Origin of the sequence: Geothrix sp., from assembly GCF_049292215.1 — a bacterium.
Lineage (GTDB): Bacteria > Acidobacteriota > Holophagae > Holophagales > Holophagaceae > Geothrix.
This window is the reverse complement of record NZ_JBATQW010000071.1, coordinates 181,848-206,028: the sequence shown is the minus strand read 5'-3', so window position 1 is coordinate 206,028 and position 24,181 is coordinate 181,848. Positions and strand designations below refer to the sequence as shown.

At 67.1% G+C, this 24,181-nt stretch carries 23 protein-coding genes; 6 read left to right on the top strand and 17 right to left on the bottom strand.

Annotated features, from left to right (window positions below; translation table 11 throughout):
* The first annotated feature begins 164 nt into the window (after nucleotides 1–164).
* A complete protein-coding gene (locus tag WAS25_RS13165) occupies nucleotides 165–2,951 on the top strand; it encodes a protein kinase domain-containing protein (RefSeq protein WP_422312830.1) in 2,787 nt (928 codons plus the stop codon).
* A gap of 7 nt (nucleotides 2,952–2,958) precedes the next feature.
* On the opposite strand, the gene WAS25_RS13160 is transcribed toward WAS25_RS13165, so the two are convergent.
* The 12 genes from WAS25_RS13160 to WAS25_RS13105 all read right to left on the bottom strand — a co-directional run bounded on the left by WAS25_RS13160 (nucleotide 2,959) and on the right by WAS25_RS13105 (nucleotide 15,166).
* Complete coding sequence (locus WAS25_RS13160) at nucleotides 2,959–4,893, bottom strand: PP2C family protein-serine/threonine phosphatase (RefSeq protein WP_422312828.1); 1,935 nt, start codon at nucleotides 4,891–4,893, stop codon at nucleotides 2,959–2,961.
* A 7-nt stretch (nucleotides 4,894–4,900) separates the two neighbouring features.
* Nucleotides 4,901–5,647, bottom strand: coding sequence for a 3-oxoacyl-[acyl-carrier-protein] reductase (gene fabG / locus WAS25_RS13155; RefSeq protein WP_422312826.1), 747 nt, complete (start codon nucleotides 5,645–5,647; stop codon nucleotides 4,901–4,903).
* 111 nt (nucleotides 5,648–5,758) lie between these two features.
* A complete protein-coding gene (locus tag WAS25_RS13150; RefSeq protein WP_422312824.1) occupies nucleotides 5,759–6,736 on the bottom strand; it encodes an alpha/beta fold hydrolase in 978 nt (325 codons plus the stop codon).
* Nucleotides 6,737–6,826: 90 nt separating this feature from the next.
* On the bottom strand, nucleotides 6,827–7,351 hold the full coding sequence (locus WAS25_RS13145) for a ferritin-like domain-containing protein (RefSeq protein ID WP_422312822.1): 525 nt from the start codon (nucleotides 7,349–7,351) through the stop codon (nucleotides 6,827–6,829).
* A 10-nt stretch (nucleotides 7,352–7,361) separates the two neighbouring features.
* A complete protein-coding gene (locus WAS25_RS13140; protein ID WP_422312820.1) occupies nucleotides 7,362–8,243 on the bottom strand; it encodes a 2-oxoacid:ferredoxin oxidoreductase subunit beta in 882 nt (293 codons plus the stop codon).
* Between the two features lie 8 nt (nucleotides 8,244–8,251).
* Entirely contained in the window at nucleotides 8,252–10,042 is a 1,791-nt protein-coding gene (locus WAS25_RS13135; protein WP_422312818.1) for a 2-oxoacid:acceptor oxidoreductase subunit alpha, read from the bottom strand.
* A gap of 160 nt (nucleotides 10,043–10,202) precedes the next feature.
* Nucleotides 10,203–11,141 carry an ACP S-malonyltransferase gene (gene fabD, locus WAS25_RS13130; protein ID WP_422312816.1) on the bottom strand — a complete coding sequence of 313 codons (939 nt, stop codon included), beginning with the start codon at nucleotides 11,139–11,141 and terminating at the stop codon, nucleotides 10,203–10,205.
* Nucleotides 11,142–11,305: 164 nt separating this feature from the next.
* Nucleotides 11,306–12,331 (bottom strand): phosphate acyltransferase PlsX, encoded by a 1,026-nt coding sequence (plsX, locus tag WAS25_RS13125; protein WP_422312814.1) that lies wholly within the window; start codon nucleotides 12,329–12,331, stop codon nucleotides 11,306–11,308.
* A gap of 10 nt (nucleotides 12,332–12,341) precedes the next feature.
* Complete coding sequence (gene rpmF, locus WAS25_RS13120; protein ID WP_257304982.1) at nucleotides 12,342–12,527, bottom strand: 50S ribosomal protein L32; 186 nt, start codon at nucleotides 12,525–12,527, stop codon at nucleotides 12,342–12,344.
* A gap of 52 nt (nucleotides 12,528–12,579) precedes the next feature.
* A complete protein-coding gene (locus WAS25_RS13115) occupies nucleotides 12,580–13,113 on the bottom strand; it encodes a YceD family protein (protein ID WP_422312810.1) in 534 nt (177 codons plus the stop codon).
* On the bottom strand, nucleotides 13,110–13,622 hold the full coding sequence (locus WAS25_RS13110) for a type II secretion system protein (protein ID WP_422312808.1): 513 nt from the start codon (nucleotides 13,620–13,622) through the stop codon (nucleotides 13,110–13,112). The genes WAS25_RS13115 and WAS25_RS13110 overlap by 4 nt, the downstream gene beginning before the upstream one ends.
* Nucleotides 13,623–13,711: 89 nt before the next feature.
* On the bottom strand, nucleotides 13,712–15,166 hold the full coding sequence (locus WAS25_RS13105; RefSeq protein ID WP_422312806.1) for a sigma-54-dependent transcriptional regulator: 1,455 nt from the start codon (nucleotides 15,164–15,166) through the stop codon (nucleotides 13,712–13,714).
* Nucleotides 15,167–15,245: 79 nt separating this feature from the next.
* On the opposite strand from WAS25_RS13105, the gene WAS25_RS13100 reads away from it, so the two are divergent.
* The 5 genes from WAS25_RS13100 to rfaD all read left to right on the top strand — a co-directional run bounded on the left by WAS25_RS13100 (nucleotide 15,246) and on the right by rfaD (nucleotide 20,275).
* Nucleotides 15,246–16,349 carry a glycosyltransferase family 4 protein gene (locus tag WAS25_RS13100; RefSeq protein WP_422312804.1) on the top strand — a complete coding sequence of 368 codons (1,104 nt, stop codon included), beginning with the start codon at nucleotides 15,246–15,248 and terminating at the stop codon, nucleotides 16,347–16,349.
* Nucleotides 16,340–17,305 (top strand): glycosyltransferase family 9 protein, encoded by a 966-nt coding sequence (locus WAS25_RS13095; RefSeq protein WP_422312802.1) that lies wholly within the window; start codon nucleotides 16,340–16,342, stop codon nucleotides 17,303–17,305. Before WAS25_RS13100 ends, WAS25_RS13095 begins: the two co-directional genes overlap by 10 nt.
* Before the next feature lie 26 nt (nucleotides 17,306–17,331).
* Nucleotides 17,332–18,294, top strand: coding sequence for a DUF1573 domain-containing protein (locus WAS25_RS13090; protein ID WP_422312800.1), 963 nt, complete (start codon nucleotides 17,332–17,334; stop codon nucleotides 18,292–18,294).
* Nucleotides 18,295–18,360: 66 nt separating this feature from the next.
* Entirely contained in the window at nucleotides 18,361–19,311 is a 951-nt protein-coding gene (locus tag WAS25_RS13085) for a DMT family transporter (RefSeq protein ID WP_422312798.1), read from the top strand.
* Nucleotides 19,312–19,339: 28 nt separating this feature from the next.
* On the top strand, nucleotides 19,340–20,275 hold the full coding sequence (gene rfaD / locus WAS25_RS13080) for an ADP-glyceromanno-heptose 6-epimerase (protein ID WP_422312796.1): 936 nt from the start codon (nucleotides 19,340–19,342) through the stop codon (nucleotides 20,273–20,275).
* A 10-nt stretch (nucleotides 20,276–20,285) separates the two neighbouring features.
* Here rfaD and WAS25_RS13075 read toward each other — a convergent pair whose 3' ends face one another.
* The 5 genes from WAS25_RS13075 to atpB form a co-directional block, all read right to left on the bottom strand.
* Nucleotides 20,286–21,452 (bottom strand): PP2C family protein-serine/threonine phosphatase, encoded by a 1,167-nt coding sequence (locus WAS25_RS13075; protein ID WP_422312794.1) that lies wholly within the window; start codon nucleotides 21,450–21,452, stop codon nucleotides 20,286–20,288.
* Nucleotides 21,453–21,465: 13 nt separating this feature from the next.
* Nucleotides 21,466–21,804 carry an anti-sigma factor antagonist gene (locus tag WAS25_RS13070; RefSeq protein WP_291206210.1) on the bottom strand — a complete coding sequence of 113 codons (339 nt, stop codon included), beginning with the start codon at nucleotides 21,802–21,804 and terminating at the stop codon, nucleotides 21,466–21,468.
* The gene (locus WAS25_RS13065) at nucleotides 21,798–22,967 is read right to left on the bottom strand and encodes a TIGR04552 family protein (RefSeq protein ID WP_422312792.1); all 1,170 of its coding nucleotides are present in this window, start codon (nucleotides 22,965–22,967) and stop codon (nucleotides 21,798–21,800) included. Before WAS25_RS13065 ends, WAS25_RS13070 begins: the two co-directional genes overlap by 7 nt.
* Nucleotides 22,968–23,055: 88 nt before the next feature.
* The gene (locus tag WAS25_RS13060; RefSeq protein WP_291206204.1) at nucleotides 23,056–23,355 is read right to left on the bottom strand and encodes an ATP synthase F0 subunit C; all 300 of its coding nucleotides are present in this window, start codon (nucleotides 23,353–23,355) and stop codon (nucleotides 23,056–23,058) included.
* A 93-nt stretch (nucleotides 23,356–23,448) separates the two neighbouring features.
* A complete protein-coding gene (atpB, locus tag WAS25_RS13055; protein ID WP_422312789.1) occupies nucleotides 23,449–24,180 on the bottom strand; it encodes a F0F1 ATP synthase subunit A in 732 nt (243 codons plus the stop codon).
* Nucleotide 24,181: the final 1 nt, after the last annotated feature.

Here is a 24,181-nt window from a genome sequence, read left to right as displayed (position 1 = left end):
GCTTCGTCCTGGCCCTGGGGCCGGATGGCCGGCCGGTGACCCGCGCCTCGACCCTGCCCGCCGGCGCCGGCCTTCGCCTGCGCTGGAAGGATGGGGAACGCGGCGCAACGCTCGACTAGGAGGTGGGTTGGCTGTGCTAAGGTAAAAAAAATACCTGGTGCGAGATGTCCAACGAACCCCTGCCTGCTTCTGCGCTTCCTCCGGCGAGGCGGCTCCTGGAGCCGGGCAATCAGGTGGGCCGCTTCCGCGTGGAGTCACTGCTGGGCAGCGGTGGCATGGGCGAGGTGTACCTGGCCTGGGATCCCACGCTGGAGCGCAATGTGGCCCTGAAGGCCCTGCGGGTGGGCGGCGAGCGCGAAGCCGGTGCACCCGAGCGGTTTCGCCGCGAGGCCCTCGCCCTGGCCCAGCTCAACCACCCGAACGTCTGTCAGATCCACGACTGGGTGGACGGTCCGGGGGGAACCTTCATCGCCATGGAGCTGGTGGAGGGTCAGACGCTTGATCAGGCCGCCCACAGCCTCAAGGTCCGGGACAAGCTCCTGGTGGTCCGCGGCGTCTCCCTCGCGCTGGAGGCGGCTCACGCGAAAGGCCTGGTCCACCGCGACCTCAAGCCCGGCAACATCATGGTCGCGCCGGGGAAGGGCGACCAGGGCCCCAGCGTGAAGGTCCTTGATTTCGGACTGGCCAGGCTGGCGGGAACCCACGGCACTGGGGAATTCCAGATCACGCCCGCGCCCGTCCCTAACCTGGCCCTGCTCCAGGCTCTCGAAGAGGCCGAGAAGAAGAAGAACGCGGACGGACGCGAGACCGCCATGACCCGCACCGAGGGCGAGCGGCGGGATGCCTCGGGCCCCCACAGCTGGGAGCAGCTGACCCAGGCCGGCACCTTCATGGGCAGCCCCAGCTACGCCTCTCCGGAGCAGATCCAGGGGCAGGCGGCTGGGCCCTCCAGCGACGTGTTCTCCCTGGGCATCGTGGCCTGGGAGCTCCTCGTGGGGGAGCATCCCTTCCCTGGCGAGGGGCGGGCCCGCATGCGCGCCATCGTGGAGGGCTCCCGGCGCGAGCTGAAGGTACGCGGCCTTCCTTCGGGAACCTCGGAGCTGCTGCGGGCCATGCTGGAGGCCCATCCGTTCAAGCGCCCTACTGCCGCCCGCGTGTCCGCCACGCTCGGCAACCTCCTGCGCCCCCAGAGCCTGCTCCGCTGGACGGCGGTCTCCGTGGCGGGGGCCCTTCTCCTGGCCGGGGGCCTGAACCTGTTCCTGAGCCGCGGCATCATCGCCGACCTCGTACGGCAGCATCCGGCCCGCCTGATCGTGCTGCCCTTCACCAATCAGACCGGCGACCCGAGCGTGGACGCCGTCGCCCGCCTCGTCCTTCCGGAAATGCTGGAGGCGTCGCTCCGGGAACACCCGAAGCTGGCGCCCTTGGATCTGGAGAGCGTGGCGAAGGCACGCAGCACCCTGCGCCTGCCCCTCCAGGGGGCCCTCAACGCCGAGGACCAGACGCGCCTGGTGTCGGCGCTCGGTACCCAGCTCCTGCTCCGCGGCTCGCTGACGAAGGGCCTGGGCGGCGCCATGACGGTGGCCTATGAGCTCGTCGATGCCAGCGGGAAGGTCCGGCAGTCTGGCGAGGCCCGGGAACCTGGTGGACACTCGGAAATCTCCCTGCCACTGGCCCGAAAAATCTCAGGGGACCTCATCAAGGCCGTGGATCCATTCTCCTACCGCACGCAGGGCTCCCTTCCAGATGTACCGCCCAAGGCTCTCGAAGCCTACGCCCGAGGGACCCAGCTGGTGGAGCAGGGTGAATTCAAAGAAGCCGCCCCTGCCTTCCAGATGGCCTCCCAACTGGCCCCGGACTTCGCACCGGCGGTGCTGGGCTATGCCCGCTGCCTCAGCCGCATGGCAGACGTCCCGCCAGAGCCGGTCTTCCAGTGGGCCCGCTGGGCCGCGCGGGCCCAGGGCAATCGTGTCTACGAGATGAGGGCGCTGCACTACCTCTCCGTGCGCCAGGGGGACCGGGGACAGTGGGAAGCCTCAGACAGGACCTGTCGCGAGGCGTTGGAACTGGCAAGAGCCTTGGGCGATGCCGCCTTCGAAGCCGGCGTCCACGCCACCCTCGGGGTCAACCTGCAGCGACAGCACAAACTGGCGGAGGCCGAGGCCGAATACCAGATGGCCCTGACCATGAACGAATCGGTGGGCAACAAAATCAATGCGACCCGGGCCCTGAACAACCTGGCAGTGTTGGAGAAGGAGCGCGGCAACCTCAAGGGCGCCGAGACCCGCTACCTGGGTGCGCTCCAGACCGTACAGGGCTATGGCGACAAGTGGGTGGAAGCCATCATCACCAACAACCTCGGCGACCTGGCCCTGGCCCAGGAGGGCGGGCTGGATCGCGCCGAGTCCTTCTTCCGCAAGGCCCAGGCGCTGCGCGAATCCAACGGCGACCAGAATGGCCTTATCTACACGCTGATGGGCCTGGCCAGCGTCGCCCAGGCCCGGGGCGACCTCGATCGCGCCGAAGGCCTGGTGCGGCAGTACCTGGACCTGGCCCGCCGGACCAGCCTGCGGCCCATGGAGGCCCTGGCCCTCTACAACCTGGGCGAGCTGAACCGCACGGCGGTGCGCTTTGAATCCGCCCGCGGGTTCTACCGCCAGTCCCTCTCTCTCCACCAGGAACTCAAGGACGCGGTCATGGAAGCCCACTGCCTGGCGGGCGAAGCCGAGTGCCTGACCCGGGACGGCCGCCGGGGCTTGGCCCGCAGCCTGCTGGAGCGCAGCCGCACCCTCTCCACCGACGAGACGCCCTACATCCTCCGGGCCGAGGCCTGGCTGGCCCGCGGGGAAGGCCGCGGTGAGGAGGCCAAGGTCCTGTTCGCCAAGGCTCTCCAGGCGGCCCGCATCCAGGCTCCGGAGATCGTCCGGGAGCTGAAGGAAGCAGCCCGCTGAGCGGAGGTCAGCGACTGAGAATGAGCAGGGTCAGGTCGTCCGCGAGGGACCTGCCCCCGCCAAAGGCCACCACGTCGGCCAGGATCGTGGCCTGCAGATCCTCCGTCGGAAGGGTGAGCAGGGTCTCCAGCCGCTCCTCGCCGTAGAAGGCATCATCGGGAGCCTGGGCCTCCGTGAGCCCATCCGTGTAGAAGATCAGGCTGTCGCCGGGCTCCAGGGTTCCCTCACAGAGCTCCAGGGCCTCCCGGAAGCGGCTGCCGCTGAGGCCCACGCCGAGTCCCCTGGGATGCAGGCGGGTGACCTGGCCATCCTGGCGCCGCAGGAACGCGGAGGGATGTCCCGCCCGCACGAACTGGAAGCGGCCCGTGCGGGGGTGGAAGGTGCCGTAAGCCAGGGTGAGGAAGAGCCGCCGGTCGTGGCCCTGGCACCAGATGGCGTTGAGGCGGTCAGCCACGTCCACGGGCCCCAGCGCCTGCTTGTCGAGGGCCGAGAGTACGCCCTTGGTCTCCGCCGCGTAGAAGGCCGCGCTGGTGCCCTTGCCGCTGACGTCGAGTATGAGGAAGGCCAGGCTGCCATCGGTCAGGGGGAAGAGGTCGTAGTAGTCCCCGGCCACTTCGCGGGCCGGGAGGATGGTGGCCCGCACCGAGGGCATGCGCAGGGCCTCCAGGTCCGGCAGCAGGCGCATCTGCACCTCCCGGGCGACCCTCAGCTCCTGCTCCATGCGCAGCCGCTCCTCGCGCTCATCGGCCGCCGTCTGGAGCCTCTCTGCCATTTCGTTGAAGGCCGCGGAGAGCTGGGCCACTTGGTCCCGGCCCCGTGGCCGGATGCGGGTGGAGAAATCGCCGAGGCTGAGCCGCTTGACGCCCCCGTGGAGGTCGTTGACCGCGCGGCCCAGGGACCAGGCCAGGACCAGGCCGAGGATGGCCGCTACGGCCTGGGCCAGGGCCAGGGCCACCAGCACCAGCGAGACGACGACAATGGCCTTGACGGTACCAATGGACATCCCCTGCCGCTCGCTGGCGCCAAAGCCCGCGAACAGGGCGTAGAGGTTCGTCTCAGGCGTCGCCGTGAGGACCAGGGACTGCCCCGTGGACCAGTCGGTGAGGGTGAAGGCCAGGGGTGGCAGGTCGAATGGCACGAACAGCCCAGAACCCTGGAGGGGTTGCCCCTTGGTCCAGGTGGCCACGGCCTGGCCCTGCCCTGCCAGGATCGGCGATTCCTGGCCCGCACGTTTCCCGCCCGCCGTGATCTTGAAGGACTCCTTACCCTTTTTGCTCTCCCGCTGCGGGGCCAGCTGAAACTTCACCTGGCCTCCCGCCAAGGCCTGGGCACGGTCGCCGAGGACACCTAGGTTGAGGGACAGGACACGGAACCCGCCGCTGGATTCCCCGCGCACGGTCCGCAAGTAGGTGTCCTTGCGGACCTCCTTCCGGCCTGCATCATGGCTGTCGGCCCAGACCATGCCGATGAACGCCTCCGGCACGCCCTCCGGCAGGTGCTGCACATGCTCTACCCAGGCTCCGCCGTAGGTCCGCAGGACCTGGAGGGCGGCCACGTCGGTGGGTTCCTGGTTGGCAGTCTTCAGGGCGTCTTCCCATGCCGCCAGGGTCTGCTGGGTGGAGCGGCTCACCTGGGCCCCCAGCCCGAGCCAGCCGAGGGCCATGAGCATCAGCCCCAGGGCCACCACGGGCAGCACCGACATGAGCGCGAGGATCACCCAGAGACGCCGCGAGACCCGGAAGAGGATCTTGTTCCAGATCCAGCGGAGTGCCCGGAAGAGCAGGACCAGACCACCGGCCCAGGCCAGGACCCCGGCACATCCAGAGCCCACCGGCGGCAGAGCGAGGGCCATCCCGACGGCAAGGAGGACCCAGGGCCAGTCTCGGCGGAACCGGAATGCGGTCCAACCGCGCCGGATCAGGTCCTGCAGGGAACCGAGCATGGTCCGCTCAGGCCATCAACATTCCGCCGTTCACGCTGAGGACCTGCCCGGTGATGTAGCTGGCCTCCTCACTGGCCAGGAAGACCACGGCGGACGCGATGTCGGTGGGTGTTCCCATGCGGCCCAGGGGGATCTGCTTGGTGAACTCGGATTTCACGTCCTCAGACAAGCCGGCGGTCATGGCCGTCTCGATGTAGCCGGGGGTCACGGCGTTGGCCGTGACATTGCGGCTGGCCAACTCCCGGGCCACGGACTTGGTGAGGCCGATGAGGCCGGCCTTGGCGGCCACGTAGTTCGACTGGCCCGGGTTGCCCATCTGGCCCACCACGGAGGCGATGTTGATGATGCGGCCCCAGCGCTGCTTCATCATCGGCTTGGTGGCCGCCTGGATGGCCGTCCAGGCGCCCTTGAGGTTGGTGTCGATCACGGCGTCCCAGTCCTCTTCCTTCATCTGGATGAGGAGCTTGTCGCGGGTGATGCCCGCGTTGTTCACAAGGATGTGGATGGCACCGTGGCGCTCCACGGTGGTGGCCACGGCGGCCTTCACAGAGGCCGTGTCCGACAGGTCCGCGGCGATGACATCCGCCTTGCCCCCCGCGGCGGTGATGGCATCTGCCACCTCCTGCAGCTTGTTCAGCGTGCGGGCCGCGCAGACCACCGTGGCCCCCTGGGCGGCGAGCTGCTTCGCGATGGCTTCGCCAATGCCCTGGCTGGCGCCGGTGACGAGGGCGATCTTGCCGTCGAGGCTGAACATGGGACCTCCAATGGATGAGGGACCAGTCTAGCAAGAGGCGGTGCAAAGGCTCGTCACCTGGCGTCAGGCACACGACTGCGCCTTCGGCTCAGTGGACACCACCCGCGGGAGTCACTTCAGGGTCTGAAGCCAGGCGGCCACCGGTGAAAGATTCGCCATGGGCGTGCCGTCGCCGTAGTTCGTCGCGGCCGTGACGCTGGTCAGGCCGGCCTTGTCCCGGGTCTCGCGCTTGAGGAAATGATTGGCTTCGGGAATCTGGAGCACCTCACCCTTGAAATCGGCAGGCACCCCCTCGGGCTTCCAGGTCTGGATGTCGCGATCCCCCCAGACCAGCGCACAGGGAATGGGCAGGCGCTGGGCGGCTCCCCAGGGATCCAGGTCCAGGAGGTCCCGCACGAAGCCCCGCGTCTCAGGCCGGGCCAGGCTCCGGGCCAAGGCCGCCACACCAGGCGCCACTTCCAGTCCCGCCTGGGGCAGGTCCTGGTTCTTCCGGATGGCGTCCAGCGTGGCGTCCAGGTGGCCCAGGTTGGCCTGTGAAGCCTCTTTCGGTGCCCCGGCCGCATCCAGCTGCCCCTTGACCTGGGCTGCGATGAGCTTCCCCATGCTGAGCCCAGGCATGGCCAGGAGCAGCGCGGCATCGGCGTCGCCAGCCGCCAGGAGGGCCAGCAGCGCCCCCTCACTGTGTCCGATGAGCAGTAGCTTCTTCCCCTTCGCTTCCGGCAGGGTGCGGGCGGCTTTCATGGCCGCCCTGATGTCCCCCACCTGGGCATCCAGGGAGATGTCGAGCTTTGGATTCTTCGATCCGATGAACCGCTTGTCGTAACGGAGAGATCCGACACCCTGGATCTGTAGCCAGGCGGCGAAGTCCCGACCGGCATGGCTGGGCACAGGGAGGCTGGGATTCGACCAGTTCCGGTCCGTGAGCCCAGGCCCAGGCACCATGACGGCGAAATGGGTGTGCGTGCCCCCGGGCCGGACGCTGCCCTTGAGGGGGAAGGCATTGAAGCCTGGGAAGCCCACCTCGCGGTCGGAAGCGGCAGGCACAGGCTGGCTCAGGACCGCCATCGGCGGAAAGGCAATGGGAAGCATGAACACCTCGGCACGAATCAAGGATGCCCCGGGCCGCCCCCCGGTTCCGCCCAAGGGGCTGCTCGAGATCGGCAGTTGGCCTGGTGCAGCCTACTGCGGGGCCGGTTCATCCACGAAGTCTTCCTCGGAGAGCCTGCTGTCCGGTGGCAGCTTGGCCAGCTCGATCTTCACGAGGTGCTGGTGTTCGATCTCCTCGTCCCGCAGTTCCTCGAAGAGGGCTCGGACCTCGAGATCCTGCAGCGCGGGCAGGGCCGAGACGAAGAAGGCATGGGCCTTCACTTCCGAAGCGAGGGCGGCCTCCATGGCCATGCGGGGCGTCATGAAGGCGCGTGCCGCGTCGAAGTCCGGCGCCTCGATGTCGAAGATCATGCTCGGTGTCACGGAACTTGGCGCATCGCCAAAGAGCTGGAGGCGGCGGGAGGACAGCTCCCGCCCATGCTTGGCCTCATTCTCGACCATGTACCGGAAGAACCTGGCCGCCTCGGGGGTCCGGTGCTGGTCCATCTGGGCCGCGAAGTCCTCGTAGCGTTCCTGGGCCTCGTCCTCGATGAGGATGGCAAGGTCGAGCGCATCCTTCAGGGAGAGGTTGGCGAAATCGATGCCTTGGATGGCCATGGGGACCTCCTTACTTCTTGATGAAGAGGTCGAGGATGCGCTCCTTGGGGAGGGCATCCTTGGAAAGCAGGGCCTGCCGTTCCTTCACCAGGTCGCCATAGGTCGGTGGCGGCTCGGGATTGCGGTAGAACACGCCGAGATGCATCTTGCTGCCGTAGTGCTGGGCCAGGTCCATCGCGGCGAGACGGTCCCCCGGGTTGTGCCCCAGGGCCGACAGGGATTCGCTGATGGCCTTGAGGCCCTTGATCTGCTGGCCTTCTTCGCCGTAGGTGACGCATGGGGACTGGATATTCACGAAGGCGAAACCCGGGTAGCGGATGGCCTCCTCGATGACGGCCGACATGCCCACCAGGTCGGTGGGTGAGGCCTGGGCCACGAAGCCGGCGCCATAGGCCAGCACGTAGAGCAGTGGATTGACGGGCTCTTCCAGGCTGCCGAAACGCGAGGTGCAGGTGACCCGGCCCTTCTGGGAGGTGGGCGAGAGTTGGCCCTTGGTGAGGCCGTAGATCTGGTTGTCCATCACGATGTAGGTGATGTCCATGTTGCGGCGGATTAGGTGGGCGATGTGCCCGCCACCGATGGAGAAGCCGTCGCCGTCGCCGCCGGCCGCGAGCACCAGCAGGTCCGGGTTGGCCATCTTGATGCCCTGGGCGATGGGCAGGGAGCGGCCATGGACGCTGTTGAAGCCGTACGCCGTGGTGTAGCCGGGAATGCGGCTGGAGCAGCCGATGCCCGATACGAAGGCGATCTCGTGGGGCGGGCGTCCGACGGCGGCCAGGGCGCGGTAGATCCCCTGCACCACCGAGAAGTCGCCGCATCCGGGACACCAGATGGGCTTGAGGTCGCTCTTGTAGTCCTTGGGCTGGTAATCGCAGGTGCCGGTTGCGCTCATGGTCGACCTCACTCCTGGGGCTGAAGGTTGCCCTCGTGGCTGCGCTGCAGCTCCGAGACAAGGGTTTTGAGGGCCGCAACAATTTCGCTGGGCAGGAAGGGGTTCGCGCCACTGCGGGCCAGGGACTTCAGTCCCTTGGGCAGGTCGACGTGCATGCGCAGCAGCTTGAAGGTCTGGGCCAGGTGGGTCTGCTCAATGACGAGGCCCTTCTGGACGGAGGCGAAGAAGTCGTTGTAGACGCCCTCGGCCACGGGATAGAGCAGGTAGGGCACCAGCAGCTTCACGTTCAATCCCTCGGCTTCCGCCATTTCGAGCGCCTCGCGGCACACACCGGCGATGCTGCCCCAGGCAACCATGGCGATCGGCGCGTTGGGATTGCCCGTCACCTCGAACAGGTCCTTGCGGTCCTTGAGCGGATCGAATTTCTTGGTCCGCTTGTCGTTCATGCGCGCGTGGACGGAGCCGCTGTTGGTGGGGGCGCCGGACTCGACGTGCTCGATGCCGGAGGCCAGGTAGGTACCACCCAACATACCCGGGTGGCTGATCGGACTGATGTGGTTGTCCGTCTGCTTGAAGCGCTTGTAGTCCTGCAGGTCCGCGCCCACGGGAACGAGGCGGTTGATGATCTTGTACTGGGTGGTGTCGATGGGATCCAGGGTCTCCTTGCGGGCGGCGATCTCCTGGTCTGACAGGACGATCACCGGAGTCTGGTAGTACTCCGCAATGTTGAAGGCCTCGATGGTGATGCGGAACATGTCGGCCACGGACGTCGGTGCGAGCACCGGGCGGATCACGTCCCCGTGGGCGGAGAAGGCGGCGGCGAAGAGGTCAGACTGCTCGGTCTTGGTGGGCAGGCCCGTGGAGGGGCCGCCCCGCTGCACATCGACGATCACCAGGGGGAGCTCAGCGATGCTGGCCAGGCCCATCATCTCGGACTTGAGGGAGAGGCCCGGGCCGCTGGTCGCCGTCATGGATTTCTTGCCCGCGAAGGAGGCGCCCACCGCCGCGCCGATGCCGGCGATCTCGTCCTCGGCCTGCAGCACGGAGCCGCCGTACTTCCAGACCTGATCCGTGAAGAACTGCATGATCTCGGTGGAAGGCGTGATGGGGTACCCGCCGAAGAACTGGCAGCCCGCGAAGATGGCCGCCGCGGCGCACATGTCGTTACCGTCCGTGATCAGCTTCACGTTGCCCTTGGTCTCGGAGGGCACGACGTTCATGCTCGCCTTGAGCGGGTGCTCCATGGCAAAGGCACGGCCCGCGTCGAAAGCACGCTGGTTGGCCTCCACCAGTTCCTCGCCCTTCTTGGCCAGCTTCTTCCGGATGCCCTTCATCACGGCCACGGCGCCGATGCCGAACCACCCGGCGATGAGCCCGAGCACCACGGTGTTCTTGGCGCGCTCGGTGCCCGCCGTCTCCTTCGCCATGGCGGCGATGGGCACGGCGATGACCTGGAGGGGCGTCACGCCCACCAGAGGGATCTCGGATTCCTTGATGCCCGTGGCGGCCTCGTAGATCACCACGGTGGTGCCACTGACGGGCAGTTCGGCGCCGAACTTGAGGAAGTCCTCCCAGTTCAGGGCCACCGCCACATCCAGGTTGCCGCCGGGATTGAGGATGGGTGTGGTGCTGATGCGCACGCGGCAGGAGGACTCGCCGCCGCGGATCTGGGAGCCGAAGCTCTTGGTCATGACGCCGTGGTAGCCCTCGGCCGCCGCCGCCTGAAGCAGGGAATCACCAGCGGAGACAATGCCATCCCCCCCCGAACCAGCCATTCCGAAGACAAGATCCTTGCGCATGGGCACCTCCGGGTGGGGTGTGGAAAAGGATGGACGGACCACCGACAATAGCCCGACTTCCCGCTCACGAATACTGGGTCACAGCGTTCTATTCACCCTAGCCCTGAAGGCCATTGCTTTTCATCACACCTTCCCGCCCATGCCAACCGGCAGTTGGGTGTCAGCCCAATTGGGCAAGGTCCTCGGGAGCCCCGAAGCTGAAGGCCACGACCTCGGTTCCCCGTTCCTTGGCCTGGCGCTTGACGAGGCCTGCCAGCACTTTACCTGGGCCGAGTTCCACAAAGGTGGTGACCCCCTGGTCCAGCAGCAGGTCCAGGGTGGCCTGCCAGCGCACGGCGCCCGGTATCTGGCGCACCAGGCCATCCAGCAGCGCGTCGGGGCTGGTCGCCAGGGCGGCATCCACGTTGTTCACCAGGGGGCAGATGGGGGTCTTGAAAGCCAGGGCGCGCAGGATGGGCTCCATGCGGGTCTTGGCGGGTTCCATCAGGGGTGAATGGAACGGGGCGCTCACCGGCAGCTTCATCATCTTGCGCCCGCCGCGGGCCTTGGCGGCCTCCATGGCGGCCTCCACGGCCTCCGCATGGCCGGCGATGACGATCTGGCCGGGCCCGTTGAAGTTCGCCGGCACCACGATCCTGCCCGTGGCTAAGGCGGCCTCCTTGCAGGCAGCCTCCACATCCGCCTGGCTCATGCCCAGCAGGGCGGCCATGGCGCCGACGCCCACGGGCACGGCCTCCTGCATGGCCCGTCCGCGTTCCCGCACGGTGCGGACCGCATCCTGGAAGCCCAGGGCCCCCAGGGCCACCAGGGCGCTGTATTCGCCGAGGGAATGGCCGGCGGCGAAATCGGGCTTCGGCAATCGATGGGTCCAGGCCCTGGCCACCATGACGCTGTGCGTCAGGATGGCGGGCTGAGTATGCTCCGTCAGCTTCAGCGTCTCCTCCGGACCTTCAGCCATCAGCCTGGACAGGGGGAAACCGAGCGAGGCATCGGCGTCCTGGATTACAGCCCGCGCGGCCGGCTCGGCCTCCGCCAGGGCCACGCCCATGCCCACCGCCTGGGAGCCCTGCCCGGGAAACAGCCACGCGACTTTACTCATGTAACCTCCAGTGGATGTCTTGAATACATTCACCACGGTATTTCCGTTTGCCTCCCGTATCGGCGCAGCCGTTACCGAGAAGATGGGAAGGCAACGAAGAGAAAGAGGTATATTTCGTGGTCTTCCTGCCTTCGTGGTAAATCGTTGCTCTCCTTAAGGCCGGCTCAGTCCTGTGGCAGCAGCAGCGCCACGCGCTCCTGGATGCGCTCGTGGAGATGGTGCTCCGCGGCCCGCAGGGCGGCGCGGATGGCGTTGCGCACGGCCTTGGCATCGCTTCGGCCATGGCCGATGATGCTCACGCCCTTGACGCCCAGCAGCGGCGCCCCACCATATTCGGCGTAATCCAGCTTCTTTTTGAACCGCTTCATGGCGGGCTTCGCTAGTAGGCCGGCGAACTTCGTGAGGGTGCTCTCCATGAAGCTCTCGCGCAGGCCGCCGATGATCCCTTCAGCCAGGGCCTCGCTGGATTTCAGCACCACATTGCCCACGAAGCCGTCACAGGCGATGACGTCGAAGTTCCCGTTCCAGATGTCGCGGCCTTCCGCGTTGCCTTCGAAGCGGATCTCCAGGCCGCGGAGCATGGCCGCGGCGTCCTTGGTCACGTCCGTGCCCTTGCCGTCCTCTTCGCCCACGCTGAGGATGCCGACCCTGGGTCGTTCGAGGCCCAGCACCTGCTCGGCATACACCGAACCCATCACGGCAAACTGGGCAATGTGTTCAGCCCGGCAGTCCACGTTGGCGCCCACGTCCAACAGCACGGTCGGGCCGCCCTTCATGTTCGGCAGAACGCTGGCCAGGGCTGGCCGATCCACGCCCTCGAGTTTGCCGATGACGAGGACGGAGGCCACCATGGCGGCCCCGGTATGCCCCATGGAGACGACACCATGGGCTCGGCCCTCCCGCACGAGTTGGGCGGCCACCCGGATGGAGCTGTCCTTCTTCTCCTTGAGGATGCAGGTGGCCTTGTCCTCCATGACCACCGTATGGAAGGCATGCACCAGCTCGACCCGGGTCATGAGCGCCGGCGTGAAGCCGTACCTGCCCAGCTCCGGGCGGATGATGCCCTCGTTGCCCACCAGGAGCAGTTGGAGCCCGGGCCAAGCCTCCAGGGCTTCCCGGGCACCCTGCAAGGTGGCATGGGGGGCGTGGTCGCCCCCCATGACATCCAGCGCAATGCGATGGCCGTCCACCGGCCGACTCTTAGGCAGTCGCAGCGACGCGAACGGCCAACTTGCCACGGTAGAACCCGCAGCTCGGGCAGACGCGGTGGGGCAGCTTGGGCGTCTGGCAGTTAGGGCAGGTGCTGGCGCTCATGACTTCCAGCGCGTCATGGGTGCGCCGGCGGTCGCGGCGGGCCTTGGAATGGCGGCGCTTGGGATTCGGCATGGCTTGCTCCTAGGAGAAGAACGAAAGAACGCAATGTTCCAGGTTAAGGGGTTCAGGATTCCGGGTCCAGCTTGATTCCGGCCAGAGCCTTGGCGAGCGCCCGGTTGAGGGCAGACGGGGCCTGATCGGCGTCGGGCCGGCAGTGGCAGGGGCCCTTGTTCCAGTTCTTGCCGCAGCCAGGGCAGAGGCCTTTGCAGTCCTCGACGCAGAGGGGGCGCATGGGGGCCTGGAGCTCGAACTGCTCCCGGACCAGCTCAGCCTCATCGAGGTTGTCCTCGGGGAGGAAGACCACGTCCAGGTCCTGGGAGCCCAGCTGGTGCGACCCGCGCCCCACCAGGTCGGCGTCCTTGCTGCCCAGGAACTGGCTCTCAACCGCGAGGGGCCGGTCCAGGGGCGCGAGGCAGCGGCTGCAGGTCCCCTGCCAAAGAGCCTGGCCCTTCACCTCGAGGAAGACATCGCCATCGGAGGCCAGCGCGAACACCGACCAGGCCAGGTCGCGCAGGGTGGCATCCCCTTCCAGCGCCAGCTGGGCGGTGGTGCCGTTCAGGCGCAGCCCCTCAGGCGGCAGATGGTAGAGGTCGATCACTTCTTCGCTCCGCCGTCACCAGCGGGAGGATCCGCCTTGGGAGCGCCCCCCGCCGAGGGACCGTTGCCCATGACTTGGCCCTGGCCCGGCGTCCGGGTGAAGGGGCCGTAGTCCTCCTGGTTGTCAGGATCGCCGAGGCACTTCAGCTCATAGGTCGCGCGGGTGGACTTGCCCTCGTAGGGCTGCTTGAACGGGTCCTGGGTGGACATGCTGGTCTTAATGAGGCTCTCTTTCACCAGGGCCGAGTTGGCGTCCACCATGGCATCGTAACTGCCGAAGTCAGGATAGGTTCCATGCTTGAGCCAGTACTGGTCCAGACCTTCGGCCACGATCTTGAGCTCATCCTGGGCCTTGAGATAGCGGGCCTGGGCCCCCTGCTTCCGGTACTGGGAAAACCCCAGGGTGCCCAGCACGGCGATGATCATCATCGCCACCAGCAGTTCCAGGAGGGAGAAGCCACGGGCGACACGGCGCGCCTGGGGGGAAGCCTGGTTCGAACGGGAGGTCATGGGCGGGGTCCGGGGAGAGGGTTCAGATGGGTCACATCCGAGCGTTCCAGTGTGCCAGAAAGGGCCGGAAAAGCAAGCATTCATGGGCATCATGCCTCCTTGGGGCCGTCGGTTCCGCTCCCCTCGTCCACCACGGGGGCGGGGAAGTCCGCAGGCCAGGGGAAGTCCTGAGGCAGGGCCTCGAGCCCCCCGAGTTCGGCCAGCCAGTACCGATAGGCCCGGAAGCTCATCCCGAGCCTCTTGCCGGCCTTGGTCTTGACCCCCCCGACCTCGTCCAGGGCCCGCCGGAGGAAATGTCCCTTCAGGGCCTGGATCCAGGCCTCGAGGTCAAATCCCTCCGCGGGAATGACGAGCGGCGCGAGGCGGCTCGACCCCTTCTCGGAGCCGGTCTGGCCAAGCCCCTCCGGTAGCAGGTCCCGGGTGATGGGCCCGCCCGGGTTGAGCGCCACGCAGCGTTCCATGAGGTTCTCCAGCTCGCGGACATTGCCGGGGAACCGGTGGCAGAGGAGCAGTGACATGGTCTCCGCGTGCAGTTGCATGGGCGCCTTGCCCAGCTTCTGGCAGGAGCGGCGGATGAAGTGCTCCGCCAGCACCGGCAGATCCTCAGGCCGCTCCCGCAGAGGGGGCAGCTCGATCTGGAGGATGTTGAGCCGGTAGTAGAGATCCTCGCGGAAGTCCCCGGATTCGGCCCGGGCCCGCAGGTCCCGGTTGGTGGCAGCGATGACCCGCACATCCACGGACCGCTCCTCGGTGGCCCCCAGCCGGCGGAAACGGCGCTCCTGGAGCACCCGCAGCAGCTTCACCTGGAGGGAGGAGGGCATCTCGCCGATCTCGTCGAGAAACAGGATGCCGCCGCCAGCTTCCTCAAAAAGGCCCCGCTTCATGGCCCCGGCCCCGGTGAAGGCACCCTTCTCGAAGCCGAACAGCTCACTCTCCAGCAGCGCCTCGGGGAAGGCACCGCAGTTCACGGCCACGAAGGGGCCCTTCGCGCGGTCGGAGTACCGGTGGATGAGCCGGGCCACCACCTCCTTGCCCGTGCCGCTCTCGCCCGTCAGCAGCACTGTCGTGTCGGCCCGGGAGACCTTCCCGATGAGGGCGTTGATCTTCCGCATGATGGGCCCCACCCCCACCAACTCGCCCAGGTCCGAGGGTGGGGCGGCCTGGGGTTCCGCAGCGGCGAGCAGGCCCTTAAGGGAGGCGATCAGCTCTTCGTGCTTGAAGGGCTTGGTGATGAAATCCACGGCTCCCTGGTTCAGGGCCTGCACCGTGGTTTCCGTGGTGGCATAGGCGGTCATGATGACCACCGGGGTCTCGAGCCCCTGCTCCTTCATCCAGGTCAGTAGCTCGATGCCCGACCCGTCCTTGAGCTTCAGGTCGGAGAGGACGCCATCGAACGTGGTCTCCCGGAGGGCCCGCTGCCCCTCCTCGATGCCCGCCGCCGCCTCGCAGAGGAAGCCAGCCCCCTCCAGCGCCAGGGTCAGCACCTCCCGAAGGCCGGGTTCATCCTCCACCAGCAGGATCCGTTGGGTCGAGGCAAGGGACATGGCAACCTGTGAGTTTGACGCCCTAGGATTGTGACGCATTGGGTCAGTCATCCTATCCTGAACCCTTTCCTGGAGTCCCGTGAAGCATGTCGTGTTCGCCCATCGGAAGCTGTCCTTCGGGGGCGGCGAGAGGGTGCTCCTGGAGCAGGTGGCCGCCCTGGCGCCCCTGCCAGTCAAGATTTCGGTGCTCTTCCGCAAGGAGCCGGGCAGGCGCGACATCGAGCCCGAGTTGCGGGAACGGAACCCCAACGTGGTCGAGGTAGTCCACCTGCCCGGCGCCCTGGGCGCCTTCCGCTGGCTGTGGCGGACCCGGCCCGACCTGCTGGTCGTATGCAACCACAAGGGCGTCCAGCGTGCCCTGCCCTGGCTGGCCCGCCTCGGGCTGCGGATTCCCACGGTGCTCACCCTGCACGAGCACTACGAGCGCCACCTGCGCAAATATCGGGGCGTCCGAACCCTGGTCGACCGCTGGATCTGCACCTACGACTTCACTGCCGCCGTGCGGGAGCACCTCAGCGCCGCCCCCTGCAGCATTATCCAGCCCCTCTATCCGCGAGCGGAAGTCCAGGCGACGAGCCCCGAGGACCGCCAAGCCGCACGGCGCCATTTGGGTCTGCCGGACACAGGAATCGTGGTGGGCTACGTTGGGCAGATCGATGGCCGCAAGGACCCCGCTGGCGTCGTCACCTTCGCCGAGGCACTCGGGGACGTCCACCTGCTCTTCGCCGGACGTGAGGAAGCCGACACCGCAGTGTCCCTCGACAAGCGCCTGTCCACTTCGCCCCTCCGCGACCGAACCTCCCGGCTGGGTCCCAAGGCGGATCTTCGTCCCGCCTTCTCCGCCCTCGATCTCTACGTCATGACCAGCCGCAACGAGGGCTTCTTTCCCATCGCCCTCATCGAGGCCATGGAGCGGGGGGTGCCGGTGCTGGCGCCCACGGTGGGCGGCATCGGCACCGTGCTGCAGGATGGCGAAGGCGGCTTTCTCCTCCGCAAACCTGACGACCGCCAACCCGTTCCTGCGCCCCTGCTCGCGGAGGCAGCCGCCCGCCTCGCGCCTATGCTGGCCGATGCCCAGGCATGGGAGGCCCAGCGGGCGAAGGCCCACACCTTCGGCACCGCGCTGACCCGGGACTACGACGCCGCGGCGAAGTTCCGCGAGGCGGTGGCCGCGTGGCTGTGATCCCCGACCACGCCACCTGGGTGCGCTTCCCGCGGTTCGTGGGCGATGCCGCCATGCAGTTGCCGGTGCTGCGCCTCCTGCGAGAGATCGGCGCCGGCCCCCTCGTTGTCTGGGGACCGAAGACCACCGTCGGCCTGGTCGAGGGCACCTGGTTCTGCGATGGAACGCTGGCGGATGAGGGCAAGCCCGGCCCCCTGGCCATGGCCGGTATCCTGCGCCAGCACAAGGCCGCGCGGAGCATCCACTTCCCGAAGTCCCTGCGTCCGGCCCTGGCGGCCTGGCTGGCCCGGGTGCCCGAGCGCATCGGCGTGGACGAGAGCCTGGCGGGCCCCTTCAACACCCACAGCGGCCCCTTCTGGGATGCCGAGGGCCCCTTCCTGCTCAGGTACCATGCGGTGCTCGCGCAGCGCTGGCCGGACCTGCCGCCCATGCCCTTTGCCGACTTCGATCCGGGGGTGGCAATCGACAAGCCTGCCGAGCGCTACCTCTGCCTGATGCCCGGCTCCACCTGGCCTTCCAAGGCCTGGCCGGTGGGACACTACCGGGCCCTCCTGCTCATGGCCCGTTCGGAAGGCTTCGCCGTGGCCGTGCTGGGTTCCCCGGACGAGGCCGACACCTGTGCAGCAGTCGCGGGGGCCGAGGGCATCAACCTCTGCGGGCGGACCACCCTCAAGGAGGCCGCCGCCTGGATGCGTGGCGCCGCAGGCGTGCTCGGCAACGACTCGGGCCTCAGCCACCTCGCCGCCGCCACCGGAGCGCCGGCACTGGCCCTGTACGGCGCCACCGATCCCGGCGGCTCCACCCCCTGGGGACCCCGGAGCCGGGGGCTGCAGAAGGAAGGGATCCCTTGCACCCCCTGCTTCAAGCCGGATTGCTTCACACCAGGGCATCCCTGCCTGGCGGACATTGGACCGGACCAGGTCTGGGCTGAACTGAGCGCGTTGATCTCCGTATAGAATTCAAGTCTCCTCCGAGGTTCCGAATGTTCCGTCGTCTCCTCCTCGCCTGCGCCTCCGCAACCCTGATGGCCCAGGCTCCCGTCATCTCCTTCGACAAGACTCATCACGATTTCGGCCGCATCACTCCAGACAAGAAGGTGGCCGCCAAGTACCGGGTCACCAACACCGGAAACGCCTACCTGAACATCACCCAGGTCCGGCCCAGCTGCGGCTGCACCTACACGATGCTCGGCAAGTGGTCTATCGCCCCGGGGGAAGCCACTGAGATCGAGGCCATGTTCGATCCCAAGGGCCTGAAGGGTGGCGTGCGCAAGTCCATCGAGGTGGTCTGCAATGATCCAAAGACGCCGACCCTGAGCCTCACCCTGGAGGCCGAGGTCGTGCAGGAGATCATGCCCTCGGTGGAATCCGTCTACTTCCACCAGGCGCCCAAGTCGACCACCACCCGCAGCCAGATCCGCTATGCCAGCGGCAACGGGGAGCCCGTCCAGATCGTGGAGGTGAAAGCCCCGGGCGCGCCCTTCCTCACGTTCGCCTTCCGGCCCGAAGGCAAGGACATCGTGCTGGACGTCGCCTTCGATGGCCGCAAGGTCCCCGCGGGTCACTACCGCGGCGTGGAGCAGGCCACGGTCCGGTTCACCAATCCCCGGATGAACCAGCTGCCCCTGAACATCCAGTGGGACCTCAAGCCGTCGATCCAGGCCAGTCCAGTGGAACTTGTCTTCCAGGACACGGCCGGCAAGGAACTCCGCCAGAAGCTGTCCCTCAAGCAGGCCGATGGCCGGCCCTTCCGCGTCACGGGAACCCGTCCCTCCTTCCAGGGCATGCGGGTCGAGGGGCTGGACCAGAAAGCCTCCACCATGGATCTCACTGTGGTCTTCCCCGCCTCCGCGAAGGCCGGCCGCTACAGCGAGATCCTGGCTTTGAACACCGATGATCCCGATCAGCCCGAGTTGACGATCCGCGTGGTGGTCCTGCTGAAATAGCCGCGGACTGCCTCTCCGGTGAAAGTTCCGCTCGGAGGGGTTCCCTCCAGGCGATAGCCTGAGAGGATGCCGGAATCCCGTGCTTCCCATCTGATCGCCGTGTTCTCCATGGCCGCCATCGCGGCGGTGTGGGGCGGCGGCTTCCCTGCCACGAAGTACTGCCTCCAGGCCGGGCTTTCGGTGGGCGCCCTCCTCACCCTGCGTTTCGCCATCGGCACCCTCGGCCTCGGCCTGATGCTGGCGCTCCTGAAGGTGCCCCTCCGTCGGCGCGAGGTCCTGGACGGCCTCTGGCTGGGCCTCGTGCTGGTCACCCTGTTCTGGCTCCAGACCGACGGACTGCGCTTCACGACCACCTCGAAATCCGGGTTCATCACGGGACTCTACGTGATCTTTACGCCCATGGTGGCGCTGCTGGTGGGCGACCGTCTGCGGCCCTCCCACGGCCTCGGCGCCCTGGTGGCCCTCACGGGCCTGATCCTGCTGGTCCGGGAGCCCGGCGCGGCCTGGGGCGGCTGGAACCGTGGGGATTCCGAGACCCTGCTGGCGGCCGTAGGCTGCGGCTTCCACATCGTGATGACCTCCCATTTTTCGCGCCGGTCCTCCGGCTGGGTCCTGGCCTTCGTGCAGGTGGCCGTGACAGGCGCCGTGTCCCTGGTGGTCACGCTCATGCTGCCAGCCCCGTTCGGTTTTCAGGGTGCGGGGACGGCACTCTCACAGGCGGGCACCTGGGTGTCCCTGGGCTTCATGGGAATCCTCGCCACGAGCCTCGCCTTCTACGTCCAGAGCGCCATGCAGGCCCGGCTGGGGGCCACCGAGAGCGGCATCCTCCTGTCCACTGAGCCTGTCTGGACCGCCGCCATCGCCGTCAGCAGCCTGGTGCCGGGCATCCGCGAGCACCTGAGTCCCATCCAGCTCATGGGCGGCCTGCTCATCCTGGCCGCCACCCTCGTGACGGAATTGGGGCCGAGACTGCTGCGTCGTCTGGCCCCCATCGAGGCGGAAGACACCATCGGTTAGCCGGTATCCTGGATAGAAGGAGTGGGACATGTTCATTGTCACGGGTGGCGCGGGTTTCGTGGGCAGCAACCTGGTGCGGGAACTGAACCGGCGCGGCCACACGGACATCCTCGTGGTGGACAACCTCGCCCGCGCCGAGAAGGCCCGGAACCTGGCCGACCTGACCCTGGCCGACTACATGGACAAGCGCGAGTTCAGGTCCCGCCTGGACGCAGGCACCCTGGACCTCCAGCCCGAGGCTGTGTTCCACAACGGGGCCTGCTCCGACACCATGGAGTCCGACGGGCGCTACATGATGGAGAACAACTACGGGGACTCGAAGGCCCTGCTCCACTGGTGTCTGGCCCGCAAGACGCCCTTGGTCTACGCCAGTAGCGCAGCCACCTATGGGGCCAGCCCGGACTTCGAACCGGTGCCGAAGAACGAGGGTCCCCTGAACGTGTACGGCTACTCAAAGCTCGCCTTCGATCAGCACGTGCGCAGTCTCATGCCCGCCATCCAGAGCCCCGTGGTGGGCCTGCGCTACTTCAACGTGTTCGGCCCGCGGGAGCACCACAAGGGCCGGATGATGTCCGTGCTCCACCAGTTGCTGCGCCAGTTGAAGGAGACCGGCGCCTGCCGGTTGTTCAGGGGCACCGACGGCTTCGGCGATGGCGAGCAGCAGCGCGACTTCGTCTTCGTGGGCGACATCGTGGCCATCAACCTCCACTTCGGCGGCGCGGGCATGGCGAAGGCCATCGTGAACGCCGGCACGGGTCGCGCCCGCAGCTTCAACGACATCGCCAAGACCCTCATCGCCCACCTCGGCCAGGGCCGCATCGACTACATCCCCTTCCCCGACGAGCTACGAGGCAAGTACCAGAGCTTCACCCAGGCGGACGTGCGCAGCCTGCGCGCCGCGGGCTACACGGCCCCCTTCACCGAGATGGAAGCCGGCATCGCCGCCACGCTGGCCGAGATCTGACTGCTGGCGCTCAGGCCTTCCGGTCCAGGATCACCAGGGTCACGTCATCCAGGAACGGCGCGGGGTGGTTGAAGGTGCGGGCCTGGGCGATGACGGCGTCGGCCGCCGCCTCCGCGCCCACCGGCAGCTCCGCACAGATCCGGCGCAGGCCGGCCTCCTCGAGCATGGTGCGGTCCTCGCGTTCCACCTCCACCAGGCCATCGGTATAGAGCACCAGGCGGTCCTCGGGCAGAAACTCGGCATCGTGCTCCATGAAGGGCAGCTGCTCGTCTAGGCCCAGCATGAAGCCCTTGCCCCGCAGCACCTCGGAGCGCTGCAGCCCGCCCTTGGCCCCGCCCACGATCCGCAGGGGGGCGCAGTGCCCGGCCACCACGTAGCGCAGGCGGTTGGAGACAGGGTCGAGGCGGCCCAGCCAGGCCGTGGCGAACTGCTCGGCCAGGGTGGAGCGGCAGAGATCCTCGTTCATGCCTTGGGCCCAGGCCAGGGGCTCGCCGCCCAGCCGCACCTGGTTCTCGAAGGAGGTCTTCACCATGGCGGAGATGAGCGCCGCGGTGACGCCATGGCCGCTCACATCCGCGATCATCATGGCCGTGCAGCCGTCCGGCAGGGGCAGGATGGCGTAGATGTCCCCGCCGATGCCCGCGGCCGGAAGATACCGGTGCGTGTACCGGGAGCCCGGCGCCTCGCCTGGCAGCTTCGGCAGCAGCCCCATCTGGAGGGCGGCGGCCAGCTCCATCTCCTCCTGCACCTTCTGCTGGAAGGTCGTGAGTTCCTTGTTCTGCCGCTTGATCTCCTTCTGCATCTCGATGAGGCGAAAGGTGGAGTCCACCTTGGCCAGCACCTCTTGGGCGTGGAAGGGCTTGGGGATCATGTCGTCGGCGCCCAGGGCCAGGCCGCCGATGCGAGAAGCGGTACCGTCCAGGGCAGACAGGATGATGAAGTAGATGTCCCGGGTGGCCGGATCGCTCTTGACGCGCTTGCACAGCTCATCGCCGGGCATCTCCGGCATGCGGAGATCCGAGATGATGAGGTCGGGCCGGGAGCGGCCCATCTCGTCGAGAGCCTCTACGCCATTGGCTGCGGTCAGGACCTGGTAGCCAGCCCGCTTGAGATAGAAGCTCAGGATGTCCCGGATGGGTGCTTCATCGTCCACCACCAGAACCGCACCCTTGGCCATGCAGGGGTGTCGATCAGGCGCCGCGCAGAGCGTCCTGCTCCGTGGCGAAGATGGAGAAGTAGTTGGTGAGGTTGGTCTGGTCAAAGGTCTTCTTCACCGGCGCGGGGAGGCAGCAGAGGTGGAGCTTGCCGCCGGACTTGTCCACGCTGTTGCGGGCAGCGACCAGGAGGCCAAGACCCGAGGAATCAATGAAGCTGACGCCTTCGAGGTTGATCGCGAGGAGCTTCGGCTGCGCCGTTGCCACCGTCTCGCGGATCACGTCCCGCAGCTGGGCGGTCACCTCGAAATTGACCTTGCCCTGGATCGACACCACGGAAGCGGTGCCTTCTTGGCGGGTCTGGATGTTCAGCATGGTTCCTCCTGAAGGATTCCCTGAAGCACTCTCCGCCGGGCGGCGTCCCGCTGGCGCTGTTTATATTCCGAATGGGAGGCGGGACCGGATCGTGAGCTTTGAAACCCCGATTGTTCCATCACTTGGACCTCATGTGCGAAGAAGAAAGTAAACTCCTCCTGATCCTGGATCAACTCCGGAATGCGGACGAGGTCCGAAAGCTCGGTGTCGCCCATGGTCTGGAGGCGCTCCTGGAGGGTCTCCAGGGCCCTGGTGGCGGGACTGGGAAGCCTGACCAGCGTGCGGGCGGTGAACTGGATGGCCGAGTAATCCTTGCTGGAAAAGGGGTTCTGGTCCTTCCCTGGGCCCTTTATGGCCAGGGTTCGGCTCAGGGCCTGCCGCTCTTCGGGCCCCAGGTCCTGGATCCGGAAGAAGGGCGGGGTCGCCTCGCTCCAGGCCGCCAGGGCCTCCATGTCGATCATCAGGTTCCGGCTCCGGCTGGGCTTGATGTGGGTCGGCATGAGCACATGGTGGTCCAGGAGGAAGCGGATGACCATCAGGACGCCCAGCTGGTCCTCCGCCACCAGACGGATGCCGATCTGGTCGTAGATGGTCTCCGCGACGTTCTCGGGCTTGTGGAGCATCTTCAGGAGCATGGAGACACGGTCTTTGTTCTCTTTGCGCTCCATGGCCACCAGGGGCACTTCGTAGGCCCCCCGCAGGAACCAGCGGCCTTCCTCGCAGACCAGGTACTGGTCGTAGCGGCTGAAGACCTGACGCTGGATCTCGGGCAGGAACCGGAGGTTCACGTTGTGGTCCACGTGGAAGAGCGTGTGCATCACCCGGAGGATGGCGCAGGACCATCGCCCCCTGAGATTCCGGGGCCGATCGGAGGCCCAGACCAGCAGGTCCAGAGGGTCCGGCAGGTCCCTGACTTCCAGGGGGACGTGGAGGCTGGTCCCCTCCAGCACCACGGCCTCCAGGAAGTCCACGGCGTCCTCGTAGACCCGCATCACGGCGGCCCGCTGGACGGGGACATCCATGTCGTAGCCATAGTTCAGCGCGAAGTTCCGGGCCTCTCCGGGGGAGTGGATCCGCAACGAATCCAGGTCGATGGGCGACCCGCCGCCCAGGATCACCTGGGTGACTTCGGGGGGCATGGGGAACAGGGCGTGGGGAGTCATGGCGGCTAGAACCTACATCGGTCTTTCAAGGAATCCCAATAAAAACGGGGCGCCCAGTGCTGGACGCCCCGCTCGGAACAATGAACGCCTACTTGATGGCGAAGGCGGCGACGAGCACGTAGATCACGAGGGCCTCGATGAGGGCCAGGCCGATGATCATGGTGGTGCGAATGGCGCCGGCGGCCTGGGGGTTGCGGGCGACGCCTTCGCAGGCGGCGACCACGGCCTTGCCCTGGCCCAGACCGCAGCCGGCGGCGGCGATGGCGAGGGAGAGGTGGGCCACGAACTGGCCTTCGAAGAGGCTCTTCTGGGCGGCGACGGGGGCGCCCTGCGCGAAAGCGACGGCGGCCAGGGTGAAGAGGAAGGCGGTGGTGAGGAACTTCTTCATGGTGGTGCTCCTTAAGGGTTGTCCCAGGGGTTCGGAATCCCGGAGACGGGTGAATGCTTTTCTAGCGGAAATCGCGCAGCGCTTTCCGAAGGCTCAATGCTCGTGGGAAACCGCGCCACTCAGGTAGATCGTGGCCAGCATCGTGAACACGAAGGTCTGGATCAGGCCGAAGAAGAGGCCCAGGAACATCATGGGCACCGGCAGCAGGATCGGCATGAGTCCGAAGAAGATGCCCGCCACCACGTGCTCACCGGCGATGTTGCCGAACAGACGGAGGGAGTGGCTGAGGATGCGGCTGAGCAGGCCCAGGATCTCCAGGGGGAACATGAGGGGCGCCAGCCACCAGATGGGGCCGGCGAAGTGGGCCCAGTACTTGACGAAGCCCTGCTCCCGCATGCCGTGAAAGTTGTAGTAGCCGAACACCACCAGGGCCGCGCCCAGGGTGACGTTCCAGTTGCTCGTCCCGGGGCTGAGGCCGGGGAGCAGGCCGAAGAGGTTGTTGAAGAATACGAACAGGGCCATGGTGCCGATGAAGGGGAGGTACTTCTCGCCATGGTGGGCGATGTTGTCGTTGATCATCTCCTTCAGGCCGCCAACGATGCCTTCGAAGATCTGCTGCAGGGGGCCGGGGATGCGGGCCAGGCCCTTCCGGACCAGGGTGGTGATCAGCATGGTCAGCAGCGCGGCTAGGGCGGCGTTCAGCAGGTGGTCGTAGCGCTCCAGCACGGACAGGGAGGCGCCGTGGGCGAAGCCGGGCCAGGGGTGCTGGGCGAGGCCCAGCACGTGGGTGAGCCACTGGGCGAGCAACGATGCGTGGTGTTCCATG

Coding starts and splice junctions, on each gene's coding strand:
- WAS25_RS13165 (WP_422312830.1), top strand. CDS start 165: ATGTCCAACGAACCCCTGCCTGCTTCTGCGCTTCCTCCGGCGAGGCGG.
- WAS25_RS13160 (WP_422312828.1), bottom strand. CDS start 4,893: ATGCTCGGTTCCCTGCAGGACCTGATCCGGCGCGGTTGGACCGCATTC.
- fabG (WP_422312826.1), bottom strand. CDS start 5,647: ATGTTCAGCCTCGACGGCAAGATCGCCCTCGTCACCGGCGCCAGCCAG.
- WAS25_RS13150 (WP_422312824.1), bottom strand. CDS start 6,736: ATGCTTCCCATTGCCTTTCCGCCGATGGCGGTCCTGAGCCAGCCTGTG.
- WAS25_RS13145 (WP_422312822.1), bottom strand. CDS start 7,351: ATGGCCATCCAAGGCATCGATTTCGCCAACCTCTCCCTGAAGGATGCG.
- WAS25_RS13140 (WP_422312820.1), bottom strand. CDS start 8,243: ATGAGCGCAACCGGCACCTGCGATTACCAGCCCAAGGACTACAAGAGC.
- WAS25_RS13135 (WP_422312818.1), bottom strand. CDS start 10,042: ATGCGCAAGGATCTTGTCTTCGGAATGGCTGGTTCGGGGGGGGATGGC.
- fabD (WP_422312816.1), bottom strand. CDS start 11,141: ATGAGTAAAGTCGCGTGGCTGTTTCCCGGGCAGGGCTCCCAGGCGGTG.
- rpmF (WP_257304982.1), bottom strand. CDS start 12,527: ATGCCGAATCCCAAGCGCCGCCATTCCAAGGCCCGCCGCGACCGCCGG.
- WAS25_RS13110 (WP_422312808.1), bottom strand. CDS start 13,622: ATGACCTCCCGTTCGAACCAGGCTTCCCCCCAGGCGCGCCGTGTCGCC.
- WAS25_RS13105 (WP_422312806.1), bottom strand. CDS start 15,166: ATGTCCCTTGCCTCGACCCAACGGATCCTGCTGGTGGAGGATGAACCC.
- WAS25_RS13090 (WP_422312800.1), top strand. CDS start 17,332: ATGTTCCGTCGTCTCCTCCTCGCCTGCGCCTCCGCAACCCTGATGGCC.
- WAS25_RS13085 (WP_422312798.1), top strand. CDS start 18,361: ATGCCGGAATCCCGTGCTTCCCATCTGATCGCCGTGTTCTCCATGGCC.
- rfaD (WP_422312796.1), top strand. CDS start 19,340: ATGTTCATTGTCACGGGTGGCGCGGGTTTCGTGGGCAGCAACCTGGTG.
- WAS25_RS13075 (WP_422312794.1), bottom strand. CDS start 21,452: ATGGCCAAGGGTGCGGTTCTGGTGGTGGACGATGAAGCACCCATCCGG.
- WAS25_RS13070 (WP_291206210.1), bottom strand. CDS start 21,804: ATGCTGAACATCCAGACCCGCCAAGAAGGCACCGCTTCCGTGGTGTCG.
- WAS25_RS13065 (WP_422312792.1), bottom strand. CDS start 22,967: ATGACTCCCCACGCCCTGTTCCCCATGCCCCCCGAAGTCACCCAGGTG.
- WAS25_RS13060 (WP_291206204.1), bottom strand. CDS start 23,355: ATGAAGAAGTTCCTCACCACCGCCTTCCTCTTCACCCTGGCCGCCGTC.
- atpB (WP_422312789.1), bottom strand. CDS start 24,180: ATGGAACACCACGCATCGTTGCTCGCCCAGTGGCTCACCCACGTGCTG.